This is a genomic window from Bacillus sp. AK124, from assembly GCF_053903085.1.
In genome coordinates, this window is record NZ_CP096378.1 from 4297501 (window position 1) to 4315000 (window position 17500).

Here is a 17500-nt window from a genome sequence, read left to right on the forward strand (position 1 = left end):
CAGCTGCCGATCCTTAAATTTCTTTTTTTTGCTTCCCGCAAATAAAAAAAGTACTTTGCCTCGGCAACCTTTAATTCGTAAAGAACTTCTGGCGAAGGCTCAAGACTGTTTTCAATCAGCCGCTTTTGCCTGTTCCATTCTTCCTTTTGATGGATCAGCTGTTCAATCAGCTTGTTATCAAATTCTTTTCTAAGCTTCTTTTTCCGAAGAAACCCCATGGTAATGCAATCTCCTCCCTCTACATTTCACGTCTGCCTTCAAGCGCTTTAGAAAGAGTGACTTCATCTGCATACTCCAAATCGCCTCCGACCGGAAGTCCATGGGCAATTCGTGACAGCTTGATACCAGACGGCTTTAAAAGCCTTGAAATGTACATGGCCGTTGCTTCTCCTTCTATATTCGGGTTTGTCGCGAGAATGACTTCAGTCACCTGATCATCCTGCAACCGTTTCAGCAATTCGGGTATTTTAATATCTTCCGGACCGATGCCGTCCATCGGAGAAATCGCACCATGCAAAACATGGTACAGTCCGCTGTATTCCTTCATTTTCTCCATAGCAATGACATCTTTCGGATCCTGAACAACACATATGACCGATTTGTCTCTTCTCGTATCTTCACAAATATAGCAAGGATCTTGATCTGTTATATGTCCGCAAACCGAGCAATATGTCAAATTGCGCTTTGCGTTTACCAATGCTTTTGCAAAATCTAACACGACGTCTTCTTTCATACTAAGAACAAAAAAAGCCAGACGGACCGCCGTCTTGGGTCCGATTCCTGGCAATTTCATAAAGCTGTCAATCAGCTTTGATATTGGTTCAGGATACTGCATTCTTATTTTCCTCCTAGAATAAACCCGGCATGTTCATTCCTTTTGTAAACTTACCCATCGTTTCATTTGTTACATCGTCGACTTTTTTCAAAGCATCGTTTGTCGCTGCAAGGACAAGATCTTGAAGCATTTCAACATCTTCAGGGTCTACGACTTCCTCTTTGATGATGACGTCGATGACTTCTTTTTGGCCGTTTACCTTAACAGTCACCATTCCGCCGCCCGCAGTACCTTCAAGTACTTTTTCTGCCAGTTCCTCCTGTGCCTTTTGCATATCCTTTTGCATTTTTTGCATTTGCTTCATCATTTTCTGCATGTTACCCATTCCACCGCGCATACTCAAATCCACTCTCTTTCATGTTTTTATTCTTTAATTTCAATCAGTTCCGCTCCGAACAGTTTTTTAGCTTCTGATACGAGCGGATCTTCTTCTTTCGGTTCATTTGCTTCAGAATCTTCCGGCTGATGATCCTGCAGAAATTCTTCTCTTATTTTACCCCATTGGGCTTCGGGAACGCCAACTATATCTATCCTTCCGCCGAGCATTCCATCCAAAATTTGCTCCAGGTTTGTCCTGACTCCATTATTGTCTTCAGCTACCATTTTACAGTGAATTTCGTATTTGAATGCGAGGACAAATGCTTTTGAAGATGCAGCCACCGGCTCGCTGTCATTTAAAAGGGCAGCATGCGATACTTTATTCTGCTGTTTAAGCTGGGCAAGCAATTGTCCCCAGCAGCTCTTCAATTTTTCGAGGTCCGGTCTTGTAGCATCTTTTAATATTTCATGAATACGGCCGACAGGCGCTTTATATGCGCTTTTCACGCTTTTTTGCGGACGGGACGTTTCTTTAGGCTGGGCGGGAGCCGAAGAAACCTGTACACCTTGTGTTTTAAGCTTCTCAATCTCCTGCTCAAGCTGCCGAACCTTGTTGACGAGATTATCCACTTCCGGCTGGGCGGCCGCGGATGCCCCTGCTTTTGGTCCCTGGCAGAGCTTCACAACTGCAACTTCAAAGAAGATACGCGGATGGTTCGTCCATTTCATTTCCTGATGGCTTTTATTTAATATATCGATCATTTCGTAAAGGTCTGGTGCAGGAATTTGCCGGGACAGAGCTTGGAACTCTTCGTCCACCTTCACCTTTTCAAGAACGCCTTCTAAATCAGGCGCCGTTTGATAAAGAAGCATATCCCTGAAGTAGAAAATCATATCCTCGATTAATTTTGCCGGGTCTTTTCCCTGCTGAAGCAGTTCGTTCAATGTTTCCAAAGCACCGGAAACATTTTTTTCGTGGAGGGTTGAGGCGAGCTTTCCAATATAGTGCTGTGACACAGCCCCTGTTATCAGCAGCGCATCATCCACCGTCAGCTCATCTCCGCTGAATGATACAGCCTGATCGAGCAGGCTCAGCGCATCCCTCATGCCGCCGTCGGCAGCACTGGCGATGATGTCTAAGGCGCCATCCTGCACCTTGAACTGTTCAGCTTCGACGATTTTTTCCATTCGTCCGACAATTGCCTGTGAGGTAATCCTCTTAAAATCAAATCGCTGACATCTAGAAATAATCGTTAAAGGAATTTTATGAGGCTCTGTTGTTGCGAGAATAAAGATACAATGTTCCGGCGGCTCTTCAAGCGTTTTTAGAAGGGCGTTGAATGCGCCGATAGAAAGCATATGTACTTCATCTATGATATATACTTTATACGTGACGGCAGACGGGGCAAATTTCACCTTGTCGCGGATGTCGCGTATTTCATCTACACCGTTGTTAGAAGCGGCGTCAATTTCAATTACATCTGAAATCGAACCGTTTGTAATGCCTTTGCACGCGGAGCATTCATTGCACGGTTCACTGACCGGAGCGTGCTCACAGTTGACAGCTTTGGCAAACAGTTTTGCGGCGCTTGTTTTTCCCGTTCCCCTCGGTCCGGAAAACAGATAAGCGTGCGAAAATTTCTTTTGTAAAAGGGCATTTTGCAACGTTTTCGTGATGTGCTCCTGACCGACTACATCTTCAAACAACTGCGGCCTGAACACTCTATATAAAGCCTGGTAACTCACAAACACGCCCTCCTCTTGTTTTCATCATTTCCATTATACATGAAGCAGCTTTCAAATCCAAAAGCTCTTCTTAAGAAAAAAACTCATCTATATTAAAATAGATGAGTTCTTAATTTGATGATTGATTTACCGTGCACCTTCTGTCGATTCGCTACCCTAAGCGTTACTTAAGCAGTTAGCTCAGCCCAGGCAACCCTGCGGCACATGGAAGGTTCCACTTAATGCTGCTTCCTTCCGGACCTGACATGGTTCATGGATTCCCATTGCGCAGGACCCAAGCGTCAACACCACTTGCTTAAGGCAGACCTTAAAGTAAACGAACCTCGAGAAAGGGATTCGGCCTCGCTCGAGCGGATTGCGAGTACAGGGCACCGCTACCTCCCCGCTTAGCACGGCAAAATAAATATCAAATTATTTAAGCTGCGTCTTCATGTGACGCACTCATTAGTATAACTTGTTTCACCCTAAATTGCAAATTTCCGTCATCACAGCTCCCTTTTCTTTTCCGCTTTCTTTTTTGCGCGGAGCTTTCTGAAAAAATCGCTTAGCATCCTGCCGCATTCTTCTTCCATTACGCCGCTTACGACTTCAGCCTGATGATTGAATCTCTCTTCCTGCAGGAGATTCATCAAAGTCCCCGCACAGCCGCCTTTCGGATCAGACGCTCCGAACACCACTTTGTCGATTCTGGAGAGAACGGCCGCTCCGGCGCACATCGGACATGGCTCAAGGGTAACGTAAAGAACAGATCTCTCCAGCCGCCAGGTTCCCAGCTTCCGGCATGCCTCTTCAATAACGAGCATCTCTGCGTGGGCAACCGATCTTTGCTCGGTTTCCCGCAAATTATGGGCGCGGGCAATAATTTCGCCATCCAGAACCAGTACGGCGCCAATCGGCACTTCGCCTTTTTCTTCAGCTTTTCTCGCTTCATTGATCGCTTCTTTCATATAAAACTCGTCTTGTGTCATCCGCATGCACTCTTTCAATGTTTTTCGCCCGACAGAATAGGCTAACTTATAGTTAAAGGAATATGCAATCTGAAAGGAGACAATCGCATTGTCCAATTCAGCTCTCATTATAGTCGACATCATTAATGATTTTCAATTCGATATGGGTGACGTTCTTTCCAAAAAGACCAGAAACATGACCGAGCATCTTCTGGCATTAAAAGAACACGCAGCCAAAAAGAAATGGCCTATCATATACATTAATGACCACTTTGGAATTTGGCAAGCGGATATTGCTGCCATTATCAAGAAATGCAAAAACGACAGAAGCGAATATATCATCGACCGGCTCGCACCGAATAACAACGATTATTTCTTAATCAAACCAAAGCACTCAGCTTTTTACGGCACCGCCCTTGAAACATTGCTGAATGAACTTCATGTCGACCATTTGATTATTACGGGAATCGCAGGCAATATTTGCGTGTTATTTACGGCAAACGACGCTTATATGAGGGAGTACGATATCACGATTCCGCACGATTGCATTGCCTCAAATAATGAAAAAGACAACAAATATGCGTTGACGATGATGGAAAATGTTCTGTTCGCCAATATTACGACGGTTAAAGAGATCACCGCCGAAACTTGAGCATGAAACACTTCCTTTCTTCATATAGTGGTAGCAATGAGAAAGGAGGCGTTTCCCATTCAGATTTATGTCGTGAAAAGAGGCGATTCCCTTTATCAAATCGCGAATCGCTACCGAACAACAGTTAATGAAATTGTCGCGACGAATGAAATTCCCAACCCGAATCGGCTTGTTGTCGGACAAACTATCGTGATACCGATCGCCGGCGAGTTTTATGAGGTCAGACAAGGAGATACATTAGCATTAATCGGAGCCCGCTTTAATATTTCTCCGGCTGAACTGGCAAGGATCAACCGCATTCAGGTTAGCGCTATTTTGCCTGTCGGGCTGCTGCTTTATATCCCCCCTCGGCCAAAACGGAACATTGAAACAAACGCTTATATTGAACCGCGGGGAGAAAGCGTCAGCCCCGCTCTACAGCAGGCGGCAAGAGAGGCTTCGCCATACTTGACCTATTTGGGTGCTTTCAGCTTCCAGGCGAAGCGGGACGGCACACTCGAAGAACCGCCGCTGAACAACTTAAAAGAAATTGCAGACAGACACCGGACTACGATGATGATGATCGTCACCAATCTCGAAAATGAAGCTTTCAGCGACGAACTCGGCAGAATCATTTTGACGGACCAGAATGTAAAAAACAGATTGCTTGATAACATTGTTGCAGCCGCCAGAAGATACGGTTTTAAAGACATCCACTTTGATTTTGAATACTTAAGGCCTGAAGACAGAGAAGCCTATAATCAATTTTTACGGGATGCACGGGCCCGCTTCAAACAGGAAGGCTGGTTCATCTCAACCGCGCTTGCGCCTAAAACGAGAGCGGATCAGCCCGGACAATGGTATGAGGCCCATGATTACCGGGCTCACGGAGAGATTGTCGATTTCGTCGTACTGATGACATATGAGTGGGGCTACAGCGGAGGGCCGCCGATGGCGGTATCGCCGATCGGACCCGTACGGGATGTGATCGAATACGCACTCACGGAAATGCCCGCCAGCAAAATCGTCATGGGCCAGAACTTGTACGGTTATGACTGGACGCTCCCCCATACGCCAGGCGGGCAGCTGGCCAGAGCAATCAGTCCCCAGCGGGCAATTGCAATCGCGAGTGAAAACAATGCGGCGATACAGTACGATGAAACAGCCCAGGCTCCTTTCTTCCGCTATACGGACAATGCCGGCAAACAGCATGAGGTATGGTTTGAAGACGCCCGCTCGATTCAGGCAAAGTTTGATCTGATTAGGGAATTGAATTTAAGGGGAATCAGCTATTGGAAGCTCGGCCTGTCCTTCCCGCAAAACTGGCTCTTGATAGCCGATCAATTTAATGTTGTGAAAGAAACGTTCCCAAGTTAAAGGAACGTTTTTTTCATGGCAGAAGATGATGATGTGATACAATATGTATGGTTCACAAATGAATTTCTTTAGTAGGAGGACACCTATGAACACAGCCCCTTTCATCGCTGTCGAAGGCCCCATCGGCGCGGGAAAAACAACCTTGGCCAGCATGCTCTCCGAAAAGCTCTCACTCTCTTTGGTTAAAGAAATCGTCGAAGAAAACCCTTTTCTTGATAAATTTTATGATGACAAAGATGAATGGAGCTTTCAGCTTGAGATGTTTTTCCTCTGCAATCGCTATAAGCAGCTTGAAGATACCGAAAAGAAGTATTTGCATCACCACATACCCGTTGTTTCGGACTATCATATTTATAAAAACCTCATTTTTGCTGAACGGACGCTGGAAGGCAAAAAACTTGAGAAATACAGAAAAATTTATCATCTGCTTACAGAAGATCTGCCGAAACCAAACGTCATCATTTACATAAAAGCAAGCCTTCCGACGTTATTGGAACGGATCAAAAAACGCGGACGGCCGTTTGAACAGGAAATGGACAAGCAATATCTGGAACAGCTCATCAATGATTATGATGCTGCCATTAAGCAATTTAAAGAATCCGATCCGCCAATACCCGTTATTGAAATTAACGGAGATCAGGAAGACTTCGTGATCTCCGAAGCCGTTTTCAATCGAATTGCCGATCAAGTAAAGGAGTATATAGAATGAGTGTATATGCTATTCCGAAAGATGCTATCATTACTGTTGCCGGAACGGTAGGAGTGGGGAAATCCACATTGACAAAAGAGCTTGCAAAAAGACTCGGATTTAAAACTTCTCTTGAAGAGGTTGTGAACAACCCTTATTTGGAGGCTTTTTACCAAGACTTTGAACGCTGGAGCTTTCACCTGCAAATTTTCTTCTTAGCGGAACGCTTCAAAGAGCAAAAATACATTTACGAATCGGGCGGCGGATTTGTTCAAGACCGTTCAATTTATGAAGATACAGGCATTTTCGCCAAAATGCACGCCGATAAAGGCACAATGTCAAAAGTCGATTATAAGACGTATACAAGCCTGTTTGAAGCGATGGTCATGACGCCTTACTTCCCCCGCCCCGACGTTTTAGTCTATTTGGAGGGCGATTTGGAATCGATTCTCGACCGCATCAAAAAACGCGGACGAGAAATGGAAATGTTAACCGACAGATCGTATTGGGAGGAAATGTACACAAGGTACGAAAACTGGATCAGCGGCTTTAACGCCTGTCCGGTTGTCAGAGTCAATATTGATGAATACGATCTGTTCAACAACTCTGCCTCCCTCGATCCAATCATTGAAAAAATCAGTGAAGCTATTCAAAGATAAACAAGCAAAAAGAGCGGATTCCCATGAAGAGCCGCTCTTTTTTTGCTTGTGCATATAAAAAAACCGCTGCCCTATCCAGGCAGCGGCAACACAATCTCCAATTTATGCTTAGTCAATCACTAAAATGCAAATCAATAATGGCGGAGGAAGAGGGATTCGAACCCCCGCGGGCTTTGACACCCCTGTCGGTTTTCAAGACCGATCCCTTCAGCCAGACTTGGGTATTCCTCCGTATCGACAAGAATTAATATAACATGTCCTATCTTTTTAAGTCAAGAGATTTTTTCATAAAAAATTTATTTTATTGTTCACGCTTCTCATTATATGCAAAAATAATGATAAACGCAAAGGGTGATAGCATTGTGGAAACATTTTATAGAACGTTTGCCTCAAGATTACACGCTGAACAGACCTATTGAAACAGAGGAGCTTCAGAAAGCAGAAGAACTCCTCGGCGTCTCTTTTCCAGATGAACTGGTCAGCCTTTTAAAAACGACAGACGGCATTAATGATACATTCGGGGATCATCTCATTTGGCCTGCATACAGAATGATAGAAGAGAATCTAGACATGAGAAGCACTGACTGTTTTAAGCCGTTCGATTGTCTGTTATTTATAGCAGGTGCGGGCAATGGCGATTTATTTGCTTATTCGATTTTTAACGGCTCTATACAGAAAAATGATATTTATGTTTGGAATCATATAGACGACAGCCGAATATGGGCCGCATCTTCTTTAAAACCATTCATGAAAGGCTGGATCGAGGGAACAATCACCATTTAAAACAAGATCTTAGGCAGGAGCATGATGAAATGAATTATCTATCAAAAGAATTGGCGGAGGAAATTGTCGACAGGACCATGTCGATTATTCGGCACAACATTAATATGATGGATGAAAACGGGGTTATCATCGCCTCAGGAGACCGCTCGAGAATTGGTGATGAACACGCCGGAGCGAAGGACGCACTTGCAGCTGAAAGGGTTATCAGCATCACGCCTGAAGAATGCTCGGCTTTAACGGGAACAAAGCCCGGCGTAAACCTTCCCATCGTATTTCATGATGAAATAATCGGCGTTATTGGAATCACGGGGCCGCCTTCTGAAGTCAGCCGATATGGTGAACTTGTTAAAATGGCAGCAGAGCTGACTGTCGAACAGGCATTTTTAACAAAACAGCTGACATGGGATCAAAGGCTCCGGGAAGAAACGGTCATCCAAATGATTCAGGGGGCCGACCTAGCATCCCTTGACTTCCTTGAACGTGCGGAGCGATTGAATATACCGCTAGACGGCCAGCGTACTTGTCTTGTGTTTGAGCTGCCATCCGCTGATATGAAGCCGGCATTTATTAAAAAACTTGAAAAACATTTAACCGCGAAAGATTTGTACGCCAATATTTCTTTAAAAGAGATCACAGTTATTCTGGCAGGCGCTCCCGCTAAAAGCAGGGCTGATCTCTTTTCATCTTGGAACGGCTGGCTCAGCCAATGGAAAACGGTCAGAGGCGCGCTTGGCGAACAGGCGGATCAGCTTGAGCAGCTGCCATTCTCCTATCAAAGTGCAAAACAAACGCTCAAGATTGCTAAAAACAGCTCTAGTTTATACGATTATCGAGAGTTTGCGATCCCCGTTCTGTTATCAAAAATAGAGCGTCCGGATCAGGAGATTCATTTTCAAAACATCTGGGACCGCCTTTCCCAAGCAGATCAAAAGGGCGAATTAATCCATACCCTCCTCTGCTATATAGAAGAAAACGGCGAAATCGGGGAAACTTCATCAAGACTCTTTATTCACCGCAATACATTAAACTACCGGCTGAGAAAGGTTGAAATAGCGACAGGATGCAATCCAAAACGATTTGACGACCTATTCAAACTGTATACAGCCATTACGCTTTTTTCACCATTTTGTGCAAATGAACAATTTTAATATAGGATAAAGGAACGAAATCCGTATACCTGACCAATTCTCCCTTGTACAGAAAGCGTTTACAATGGGACGTAAGGGAGGGTATGCAGATGGATATTCAAATCAATGCAATAGGCGCCTTATGCGCATTAGCCATATCAATCTTTCTCATTCTGAAAAAAGTCCCGCCGGCTTACGGCATGATGATCGGCGCATTGGCCGGAGGCTTAATCGGCGGCGCAGATTTAATAGAGACGACGGATTTGATGATAGCGGGTGCTAAAAACATGATTCCTGCTGTACTCCGCATCTTGGCAGCAGGGGTGCTCGCCGGCGTTCTGATTCAATCCGGCTCCGCAGCGGTGATTGCAGAAACCATTGTCAATAAAATTGGAGAAAAAAGAGCGCTGCTTGCTTTAACATTGGCGACAGCCATCTTAACAACAGTCGGCGTATTCGTCGATGTCGCCGTCATCACAGTCGCACCGATCGCCCTTGCGATTGCAAGGCGGACCTTTATCAGCAAAGCAGCCATTCTGTTGGCGATGATCGGCGGAGGAAAAGCGGGCAATATTATGTCGCCAAACCCTAATGCCATTGCTGCTTCAGATGCCTTTCACATCCCTTTGACATCCGTGATGGCCGCCGGGATCATCCCCGCTATATTTGGACTGGGCGCCACTTATTTACTAGCAAAACGCCTTTCAAATAAAGGAACAGGAGTAGCTGCAAATGAGATTGAAACCCAAACGGCTCAACAACTGCCGGCATTTTGGGCGGCGATCAGCGGTCCGATGGTCTCCATCCTGTTGCTCGCCTTAAGGCCTGCGGCAGGAATTACGATTGATCCAATTATTGCTTTGCCGGCGGGAGGCCTCGTCACTGCGATTGCATCGGGACAAGCGGGCAAACTGAAGGATTTTGCCGCTTCAGGATTGTCGAAGATGTCAGGTGTTGCCGTGATGCTGATCGGGACTGGAACGCTTGCGGGAATCATCGCCAACTCCCAACTCAATTCTTTCATTACCGACACCCTTGTCGGCTTGGGTCTGCCGTCGTTTCTCTTAGCTCCCATTTCAGGCATGCTGATGTCGATGGCAACCGCCTCAACAACCGCCGGCACAGCTGTCGCCAGCAGCGTATTCGGCCCGACATTGCTTGATCTTGGCGTCGCCGGCCTCGCAGGTGCCGCAATGATTCACGCCGGAGCAACGGTGCTCGATCACCTGCCTCACGGAAGCTTTTTTCATACGACGGGAGGCAGCGTCTTCATGGCCATGAAAGAACGGTTAAAGCTGATTCCATATGAGTCAGTTATCGGCTTAATCCTAACCATTATCTCAACTTTGATTTTTGGAATTTTTCAATTCTTTATTTAAAAAGGAGCAGGTACCATGAAAATCGTAATCGCACCTGATTCATTTAAAGAAAGCATGACATCGTTTGAAGCGGCTAAAAGCATTGAAAAAGGCTTTAAAGCGGTTCTGCCTGAGGCCGAATACGTCAACATTCCGGTTGCTGATGGAGGCGAAGGAACCGTTCAAGCTCTGATTGACGCCACCGGAGGAGATATCGTACAGCAAACAGTCACAGGCCCTCTCGGGAAGCCGGTAAAGGCGGCTTACGGCCTGCTTGGCGACGGAAAAACGGCTGTCATCGAAATGGCTGAAGCGTCAGGCCTTCACCTCGTGCCCCCTGAACAGCGGAATCCCCTGTTAACGACAACGAGAGGAACCGGAGAACTGATTCTCAATGCTGCGGAAAAAGGGGTGTCCAACATCATCATCGGACTCGGCGGAAGTGCGACAAATGACGGCGGAGCGGGAATGGCTGCAGCACTGGGTGTGAAGTTTCTAAACCGCAATGGAGAAGAGATTGAAAATGGGGGCGGTGCATTAGCTGAGATTGCCAAGATCGATGTGAGCGGCCTCAATCCTCAGTTAAAGCATATCCACTTTGAAGCCGCCTGTGATGTCGATAATCCTCTTACGGGACCTCGCGGAGCCTCCGCCGTATTTGGGCCGCAAAAAGGGGCGAACAGTGAAATGACTGCTCTTTTGGATCAAAACTTAAAACATTATGCTGCTGCAGTCAAAGCAGAGCTGGGGTGCGAAATCGATTCAATTCCGGGAGCAGGAGCGGCCGGAGGATTAGGAGCAGGCCTCTGTGCCTTTTTAAAAGCGGAATTAAAAAGCGGAGTTGACATTGTTTTAGATACTTTGTCTTTTTCCGAACGTATTAAAGGAGCCGATCTTGTCATTACGGGTGAGGGAAAAATAGACGGCCAAACAGTCAGCGGAAAAACGCCGGCCGGTGTCGCAAAACGCGCCTGCAGCGAGAATATTCCTGTTATTGCATTTGCCGGATCGCTCGGTGAAGGCTGTGAGCTTGTTTATGATATCGGCATTTCCGCTCTCTTTTCGATTGTGCCAGGGATCAGCTCCTTGGAAAACGCCCTTGCCGATGGAAGTTCAAATCTTACGCGCTGTGCCCGAAATGTAGCCGCCGTCTGGTCTCTCGCATAAAAAAAGCGCGCCTCTTGGCGCGCACTTTTTATGGTTGAATAACATCTCTGTTCCCCATGTATGGACGAAGCGCTTTAGGAATGATGACGCTCCCGTCCTCCTGCTGGTAATTTTCCAATAATGCGGCAACCGTTCTGCCGACAGCCAAGCCGGAGCCGTTTAATGTATGGACATGCTCAGGCTTTCCTTTTGCTTCCCTTCTGAATCTGATATTCGCCCGTCTGGCCTGGAAAGCTTCGAAGTTACTGCAAGATGAAATCTCACGATATGTGTTTTGGCTTGGAATCCATACTTCGATATCGTATTTTTTCGCAGCGGTAAATCCTAGATCGCCCGTACACATGCTCATCACACGATAAGGAAGCTCAAGCAGCTGAAGAACTTTCTCCGCTTGATTTGTCAGCTTTTCAAGCTCTTCATATGAATCCTCAGGCTTCACGAATTTCACCAGTTCAACCTTGTTAAATTGGTGCTGGCGAATCAAACCGCGCGTATCACGGCCAGCTGAGCCTGCTTCTGAACGGAAGCACGCACTGAACGCCGCATAATTGATCGGCAACTCGGCAGCTGACAAAATTTCATCGCGATGCAGGTTCGTAATTGGCACTTCTGCCGTCGGAATTAAGAAATAATCTTCTTCCCTGATTTTAAAGGCATCTTCCTCAAATTTCGGCAGCTGTCCGGTGCCTGTCATGCTTGCGCGGTTCACCATGTACGGCGGGATGACTTCCGTATAGCCGTACTCGTCTACGTGAAGATCAAGCATAAAGTTATACAATGCCCGTTCAAGTCTGGCGCCTAGCCCTTTATAGAAAACGAAACGGCTTCCCGTAACCTTGCCTGCCCGCTCAAAATCAAGAATATCCAACTGATCGGCAATATCCCAATGAGGCTTCGGCTCAAATGAAAATCCGGGGAGTTCGCCCCATTTGCGAACTTCCACGTTGTCGTCTTCAGTCTCACCGACCGGAACAGACTCATGGGGGATATTCGGGATAGACAGCATGATTTTATCAAGTGAAGATTCGACCGTTCTCAGCTCTTCATCAAGCTTTTTAATGTCTTCACCGACTTCGCGCATTTCTTTAATGAGGTGGTCAGCATCTTTTTTCTCGCGCTTTAAAGCGGCAACCTGCTGAGATACCTCATTGCGCTTTCCTTTCAGCTCTTCCACTTTGACGATCAATTCTCTTCTCTTTGTATCCAATTCCTCAAATTGATCAAAATCTGATAAATCTTCTCCTCTGTGGGCAAGCTTTTGTTTGATTTCCTCCAAATTTGCCCGCAGCAGTTTGATATCAAGCATCTGCCTCGCTCCTTTTATACTGATTTGACCGAAAAAAAGAGCCCTTGTCCCCTAAATATAAGGGACGAGAGCTCTCGCGTTGCCACCCTGATTGAAAACAGGCGTCTTCCTCCTGTTTTCCGCTTCATTTTGATAACGGTTCTCCCGTAAATGCCTACTTTGACTGTTCAGCATTTCGCTCAAGGATGGATTCGGACAGCATCTTTCGCCGATTCGCACCAACCATCGGCTCTCTTGGAAAGAGAGGCTTCCTACTGCTTCCTATCAACGCTTTTCGATCTATATTGTCTTATAAATGTACTACAAGTTTTAACAGCTTTCAACCGTTTTATACGACGGCTTCCTGTTTATGCTTTTCCGCCATCTCGACAAATAATTTCGTCATTCTATGGTCATCCGTCAGCTCAGGGTGGAAAGAACAGCCGAGCAGATTTCCTTGTTTGGCAGCGACGATTCTACCGTTGTGCTCCGAAAGCACTTCCACATCTGCGCCCGCTTCCAAAATGTGCGGAGCGCGGATAAATACGCCTGTAAACGGTTCGTCAAGTCCTTTAACGGTTAAATCCGCTTCAAAGCTGTCCACTTGTCTTCCAAAGGAATTCCGTTCGACGGTTACATCTAGAACACCAAGATGGGCATCATTCGCTCCGGCGATATTCTTCGCCAGGATAATCAGCCCAGCACAAGTTCCAAATACCGGCTTTCCGGATGCGGCAAACTCCTGAAGGGGCTTCATAAACTGATACGTATCGATGAGGCGCCTCATCGTCGTGCTTTCCCCTCCCGGCAAAATCAAACCGTCGATTTCCTTTAACTCTTCCGGCCACTTAATGACTTTTCCGGCTGCTCCGCATGCTTCAATTGAGCGAATATGTTCTCTTACTGCTCCCTGAAGTCCAAGTACACCAATTGTCAGCATGTCAATCCGTCTCCTTCGTGTTTACCAGCCGCGCTCTTGCATACGCTGTTCTGGCAGCAGATTTGAGATTTCAATCCCTTTCATCGCAGTTCCAAGCTCTTTTGATAGCTCTGCAATCAGTTTGTAATCCGTGTAATGCGTCGTCGCTTCAACGATTGCTTTCGCGAATTTAGCAGGGTTGTCGGATTTAAAAATACCGGACCCTACGAATACGCCGTCAGCGCCAAGCTGCATCATTAAAGCAGCATCAGCAGGTGTTGCCACACCGCCGGCAGCAAAGTTTACAACAGGAAGGCGTCCTTCGGCTTTAATTTCCTTCAACAGCTCATACGGAGCGCCGAGGTTTTTCGCTTCTGTCATCAGTTCGTCATCGCTCATGCCGACTACTTTGCGCACTTGAGCATTCACCTTTCTCATATGGCGGACAGCTTCCACAATATTGCCCGTACCAGGTTCGCCTTTCGTACGAAGCATTGAAGCTCCTTCTGCGATCCGGCGCGTCGCTTCTCCGAGGTCGCGGCATCCGCATACAAATGGAACGGTAAATTCGTTTTTATTTAAATGAAATTCTTCATCCGCAGGAGTCAAAACTTCACTTTCATCAATATAGTCAACGCCGAGCGCTTCAAGAACACGCGCTTCAACGATATGCCCGATGCGGGCTTTCGCCATAACCGGGATTGAAACAGCGTTCATCACTTCTTCGACAATTGTCGGATCTGCCATGCGGGCAACTCCGCCTGCCGCACGGATATCAGCCGGAACGCGCTCCAGCGCCATGACTGCGACGGCTCCTGCTTCTTCTGCGATTTTTGCTTGTTCGGCATTGACAACGTCCATAATGACGCCGCCTTTCTGCATTTCTGCCATACCGCGTTTTACGCGATCAGTACCTGTTTGAGCCATTTCAAGGATCCCCCTAATCAAAGATTGAATTGTCAGATTTAATCCTATTGTATCTTATAATTCCACAAAATCATATGAAAAACACGAAGATTATTTCTATTTTAATAACAAATTGTTAGGATTGTAAATGGTAATTCTATCTGAATATGACAATAAAGAGCCCTATCAGATAGAGCCCTTTATTGATTAAAACCAGCCGGTTACCATTTCAACAATGCTGTTCCAAATACCGGCAAAAAAGCCGCCGATGCTTCTCATCGTTAAAATAAACCAGTTTGCTTTCTCATCATCTTCTTTTGTCACGAGGTTTACACCTGATACATCGCTGCCGAGAAATCCGTAGTCCTTTTCTTCTCCCTTATAGGAGGCCGTCAAGGTACCGACTTTTTCACCTTTTTTAACAGGTGCGGTCAGCTCGTCTTTGTTCAGCGTCACTTTCGCCTTGTAATTCTTTTCTTCACCGTTCTTCACAGGCATTGAAAAGGCTTTTTCCGTTACGACGCCGACTTCAGTTTCTTTCCCTTTGTCGACTGTGACCGTTTCGTTGCCTTTCACTTGTGCGCCTTTTGCGTAAAACTCTTTCATCGTGAAGTTATCAAATGCATAATCAAGCATTTTTTTCGTTTCTTTAAATCGTCCCGTATGAAGGTCGCCTTTCGCATTCATAACGACGGAAATCACTCTCATGCCGTTTCTTTCGGCAGTAGCCGTAAAGCATGATCCGGCAGAGTCCGTTGAGCCGGTTTTCAGCCCGTCCACACCTTTATATTCCTGAACTAGGCCTTTCAGCATAAAGTTCCAGTTCGGCATGTCCATTTCATCGTCTGTGCCTTTTCTGAACTTCGTTTTGGCAATGCTCGCCGTATCGAGGATTTCAGGATAATCGCTTACTAAATGATCGGCAAGGAGCGCCATGTCTCTCGCAGATACTTCATTTTCTTCATTGGCATTTGTTCCGCTCGGATGTTTGCCGTGAAGATCCTTGTTTTCCAAACCTGTAGCATTCACAAATTTGAAATCTTTCATTCCAAGCTCTTTGGCTTTTTTATTCATTAACTCTACGAACTTTGATTCAGAACCGGCAACGATTTCAGAAAGTGCAATAGCCGCCGCGTTTGCAGAGTAAATTGCAGTCGCCTGATAAAGCTCTTTTACAGTGTATGATCCGTCTTTACGAAGAGGAACATTCGATAATGAACGATCTTGGGAAATCTCGTATACATAATCGTCAGGCGTGTACTTCTGATCCCATTTCACTTTGCCTTCGTGAATCGCTTCCAACAGAAGATACTCCGTCATCATTTTGGCCATGCTGGCAACAGGAAGACGCTGATCGGCATTTTTGCTGTACAAAATTTTCCCCGATGAAGCTTCCACCAAGATTGCTGCTTTCGCGTCTACATTAATTGGATCATTTGCGGCTTTTGCTGTCGACATAGGAGAAAATGCACCTACAGTCACGGCAAAAGCAACGATCAACATGATCAGCTGCTTTATTCTCTTGCTTTTCAAATCGTGATACCTCCGCTTTTCATCAGACTAATAATCTATATCAAAGCCTTTTAAGACATTTTTCAAACACAACATTATAAATTTTATCATAAGGAAGCAAAAAAAAATAGACAGAGTATTACTCTGTCTACGGTTTAATTTTTGTCATATTTGATTAGGAAATGGTATAGTTAGGCGATTCTTTGGTAATTTGTACATCGTGAGGGTGGCTTTCCCGCAGGCCTGCGCCTGTCATGCGGATGAACTGCGCATCTTCCCTCAGTGCGTGCAAATCTTTTGTTCCACAGTACCCCATGCCGGATTTCAAACCGCCGACAAGCTGATAAACTGTGTCAGCAACCGGACCTTTATAAGGCGTACGGCCCTCAATGCCTTCCGGAACGAATTTTTTGTTTTCCTCTTGGAAGTAGCGGTCTTTGCTTCCTTTTTCCATTGCAGCTACTGAACCCATACCGCGATAAACTTTAAAGCGTCTGCCTTGGTAGATTTCAGTCTCGCCTGGGCTTTCGGATGTTCCGGCAAGAAGGCTTCCAAGCATGACGGCATGGCCTCCGGCAGCCAAGGCTTTGACGATATCTCCGGAAAACTTGATGCCGCCGTCTGCAATAATCGCCGCACCGTGTTTTCTTGCTTCAGTCGCACAATCGTAAATCGCTGTCACTTGCGGAACACCGACACCGGCCACTACGCGGGTTGTACAAATAGAACCCGGTCCGATACCGACTTTAACTACATTTGCTCCGGCTTCGATAAGTGCTTTTGTTCCTTCGGCAGTTGCGACGTTGCCGGCAATGATATTTAATTCAGGATAAGTGTCGCGGATTTTCTTAACGGTATCCAAGACACCTTGTGAATGGCCGTGCGCGGTATCAACGACGATCACATCGACATTGGCTTCCACAAGCTTTCTGACGCGTGTCATTGTGTCGCCTGTTACACCAACCGCTGCTCCAACCAATAGGCGGCCGTGAACATCTTTCGCTGAATTCGGGAATTCGATTACTTTTTCAATGTCTTTAATCGTAATAAGCCCTTTTAAAACACCTTGATCATCTAAAAGAGGGAGTTTTTCGATCTTGTATTTTTGAAGAATTTTTTCCGCTTCATCCAGGGTTGTACCAACAGGAGCCGTAACAAGCTCTTCTTTTGTCATAACATCGCTGATTTTCATGGAGTAATCAGAAATAAATCGCAGATCACGGTTTGTGATAATTCCAACCA

General features: G+C 46.0%; 18 protein-coding genes, 1 tRNA gene, 1 other RNA gene and 1 other annotated feature (2 of these 21 running past the window's edge). Of the genes, 8 read left to right on the forward strand and 12 right to left on the reverse strand.

What is annotated here, in order from left to right:
• From M1E06_RS21635 to tadA, 6 genes are all read right to left on the reverse strand, one after another.
• Positions 1–218, reverse strand: the 5' portion of a protein-coding gene (locus M1E06_RS21635) for a YaaL family protein (protein ID WP_035337520.1). The gene continues 7 nt to the left of window position 1, outside the view; 218 of the gene's 225 nt are visible here — the first part of the coding sequence; it begins with the start codon at positions 216–218; its stop codon lies beyond the left edge, outside the window.
• A 20-nt stretch (positions 219–238) separates the two neighbouring features.
• Positions 239–835, reverse strand: coding sequence for a recombination protein RecR (recR, locus tag M1E06_RS21640; protein ID WP_020449786.1), 597 nt, complete (start codon positions 833–835; stop codon positions 239–241).
• A 13-nt stretch (positions 836–848) separates the two neighbouring features.
• Positions 849–1172: a YbaB/EbfC family nucleoid-associated protein gene (locus tag M1E06_RS21645; protein WP_023856408.1), complete on the reverse strand. Its 324-nt coding sequence runs from the start codon at positions 1170–1172 to the stop codon at positions 849–851.
• Between the two features lie 26 nt (positions 1173–1198).
• Positions 1199–2899: a DNA polymerase III subunit gamma/tau gene (gene dnaX, locus M1E06_RS21650; RefSeq protein ID WP_035337522.1), complete on the reverse strand. Its 1701-nt coding sequence runs from the start codon at positions 2897–2899 to the stop codon at positions 1199–1201.
• 129 nt (positions 2900–3028) lie between these two features.
• An RNA gene (ffs, locus tag M1E06_RS21655) (signal recognition particle sRNA large type) lies at positions 3029–3294 on the reverse strand.
• Positions 3295–3384: 90 nt separating this feature from the next.
• Positions 3385–3867 carry a tRNA adenosine(34) deaminase TadA gene (gene tadA / locus M1E06_RS21660; RefSeq protein ID WP_025810903.1) on the reverse strand — a complete coding sequence of 161 codons (483 nt, stop codon included), beginning with the start codon at positions 3865–3867 and terminating at the stop codon, positions 3385–3387.
• Between the two features lie 142 nt (positions 3868–4009).
• On the opposite strand from tadA, the gene M1E06_RS21665 reads away from it, so the two are divergent.
• The 4 genes from M1E06_RS21665 to M1E06_RS21680 all read left to right on the forward strand — a co-directional run bounded on the left by M1E06_RS21665 (position 4010) and on the right by M1E06_RS21680 (position 7201).
• On the forward strand, positions 4010–4498 hold the full coding sequence (locus M1E06_RS21665; protein WP_229105635.1) for a cysteine hydrolase family protein: 489 nt from the start codon (positions 4010–4012) through the stop codon (positions 4496–4498).
• A 36-nt stretch (positions 4499–4534) separates the two neighbouring features.
• On the forward strand, positions 4535–5854 hold the full coding sequence (locus M1E06_RS21670; protein ID WP_035337527.1) for a glycoside hydrolase family 18 protein: 1320 nt from the start codon (positions 4535–4537) through the stop codon (positions 5852–5854).
• Positions 5855–5939: 85 nt separating this feature from the next.
• The gene (locus tag M1E06_RS21675; RefSeq protein WP_020449779.1) at positions 5940–6563 is read left to right on the forward strand and encodes a deoxynucleoside kinase; all 624 of its coding nucleotides are present in this window, start codon (positions 5940–5942) and stop codon (positions 6561–6563) included.
• Complete coding sequence (locus M1E06_RS21680) at positions 6560–7201, forward strand: deoxynucleoside kinase (protein ID WP_020449778.1); 642 nt, start codon at positions 6560–6562, stop codon at positions 7199–7201. Before M1E06_RS21675 ends, M1E06_RS21680 begins: the two co-directional genes overlap by 4 nt.
• Positions 7202–7339: 138 nt before the next feature.
• Here the strand turns inward: M1E06_RS21680 and M1E06_RS21685 are convergent.
• Positions 7340–7432: transfer RNA gene (locus M1E06_RS21685), tRNA-Ser, on the reverse strand.
• Positions 7433–7552: 120 nt separating this feature from the next.
• Here M1E06_RS21685 and M1E06_RS21690 point away from each other — a divergent pair.
• From M1E06_RS21690 to M1E06_RS21705, 4 genes are all read left to right on the forward strand, one after another.
• A complete protein-coding gene (locus tag M1E06_RS21690) occupies positions 7553–7984 on the forward strand; it encodes an SMI1/KNR4 family protein (protein WP_230588638.1) in 432 nt (143 codons plus the stop codon).
• Between the two features lie 29 nt (positions 7985–8013).
• Positions 8014–9132, forward strand: coding sequence for a CdaR family transcriptional regulator (locus M1E06_RS21695; RefSeq protein ID WP_035337531.1), 1119 nt, complete (start codon positions 8014–8016; stop codon positions 9130–9132).
• Between the two features lie 89 nt (positions 9133–9221).
• Positions 9222–10490, forward strand: coding sequence for a GntP family permease (locus M1E06_RS21700; RefSeq protein ID WP_026579011.1), 1269 nt, complete (start codon positions 9222–9224; stop codon positions 10488–10490).
• Positions 10491–10505: 15 nt separating this feature from the next.
• Positions 10506–11636 (forward strand): glycerate kinase, encoded by a 1131-nt coding sequence (locus M1E06_RS21705; RefSeq protein WP_035337534.1) that lies wholly within the window; start codon positions 10506–10508, stop codon positions 11634–11636.
• Between the two features lie 28 nt (positions 11637–11664).
• Here M1E06_RS21705 and serS read toward each other — a convergent pair whose 3' ends face one another.
• The 5 genes from serS to guaB form a co-directional block, all read right to left on the reverse strand.
• Positions 11665–12942 carry a serine--tRNA ligase gene (gene serS, locus M1E06_RS21710; protein WP_025810897.1) on the reverse strand — a complete coding sequence of 426 codons (1278 nt, stop codon included), beginning with the start codon at positions 12940–12942 and terminating at the stop codon, positions 11665–11667.
• A gap of 57 nt (positions 12943–12999) precedes the next feature.
• Positions 13000–13219: a binding site (T-box leader), on the reverse strand.
• 51 nt (positions 13220–13270) lie between these two features.
• The gene (pdxT, locus tag M1E06_RS21715) at positions 13271–13861 is read right to left on the reverse strand and encodes a pyridoxal 5'-phosphate synthase glutaminase subunit PdxT (RefSeq protein WP_025810896.1); all 591 of its coding nucleotides are present in this window, start codon (positions 13859–13861) and stop codon (positions 13271–13273) included.
• A gap of 21 nt (positions 13862–13882) precedes the next feature.
• Positions 13883–14767, reverse strand: a complete 885-nt coding sequence (gene pdxS / locus M1E06_RS21720) for a pyridoxal 5'-phosphate synthase lyase subunit PdxS (RefSeq protein ID WP_020449771.1) — start codon at positions 14765–14767, stop codon at positions 13883–13885.
• Positions 14768–14953: 186 nt separating this feature from the next.
• Complete coding sequence (dacA, locus tag M1E06_RS21725; protein ID WP_031305058.1) at positions 14954–16249, reverse strand: D-alanyl-D-alanine carboxypeptidase; 1296 nt, start codon at positions 16247–16249, stop codon at positions 14954–14956.
• Between the two features lie 184 nt (positions 16250–16433).
• Positions 16434–17500: the 3' portion of an IMP dehydrogenase gene (gene guaB, locus M1E06_RS21730; protein ID WP_020449769.1), read on the reverse strand. Its footprint extends 400 nt past the window's final position; only the last 1067 of its 1467 coding nucleotides appear in the window; the start codon falls outside the window, past its right edge; it ends in the stop codon at positions 16434–16436.

Coding starts and splice junctions, on each gene's coding strand:
- recR (WP_020449786.1), bottom strand. CDS start 835: ATGCAGTATCCTGAACCAATATCAAAGCTGATTGACAGCTTTATGAAA.
- M1E06_RS21645 (WP_023856408.1), bottom strand. CDS start 1,172: ATGCGCGGTGGAATGGGTAACATGCAGAAAATGATGAAGCAAATGCAA.
- tadA (WP_025810903.1), bottom strand. CDS start 3,867: ATGACACAAGACGAGTTTTATATGAAAGAAGCGATCAATGAAGCGAGA.
- M1E06_RS21665 (WP_229105635.1), top strand. CDS start 4,010: ATGGGTGACGTTCTTTCCAAAAAGACCAGAAACATGACCGAGCATCTT.
- M1E06_RS21670 (WP_035337527.1), top strand. CDS start 4,535: ATGAGAAAGGAGGCGTTTCCCATTCAGATTTATGTCGTGAAAAGAGGC.
- M1E06_RS21675 (WP_020449779.1), top strand. CDS start 5,940: ATGAACACAGCCCCTTTCATCGCTGTCGAAGGCCCCATCGGCGCGGGA.
- M1E06_RS21680 (WP_020449778.1), top strand. CDS start 6,560: ATGAGTGTATATGCTATTCCGAAAGATGCTATCATTACTGTTGCCGGA.
- M1E06_RS21695 (WP_035337531.1), top strand. CDS start 8,014: ATGAATTATCTATCAAAAGAATTGGCGGAGGAAATTGTCGACAGGACC.
- M1E06_RS21700 (WP_026579011.1), top strand. CDS start 9,222: ATGGATATTCAAATCAATGCAATAGGCGCCTTATGCGCATTAGCCATA.
- M1E06_RS21705 (WP_035337534.1), top strand. CDS start 10,506: ATGAAAATCGTAATCGCACCTGATTCATTTAAAGAAAGCATGACATCG.
- serS (WP_025810897.1), bottom strand. CDS start 12,942: ATGCTTGATATCAAACTGCTGCGGGCAAATTTGGAGGAAATCAAACAA.
- pdxT (WP_025810896.1), bottom strand. CDS start 13,861: ATGCTGACAATTGGTGTACTTGGACTTCAGGGAGCAGTAAGAGAACAT.
- pdxS (WP_020449771.1), bottom strand. CDS start 14,767: ATGGCTCAAACAGGTACTGATCGCGTAAAACGCGGTATGGCAGAAATG.
- dacA (WP_031305058.1), bottom strand. CDS start 16,249: ATGTTGATCGTTGCTTTTGCCGTGACTGTAGGTGCATTTTCTCCTATG.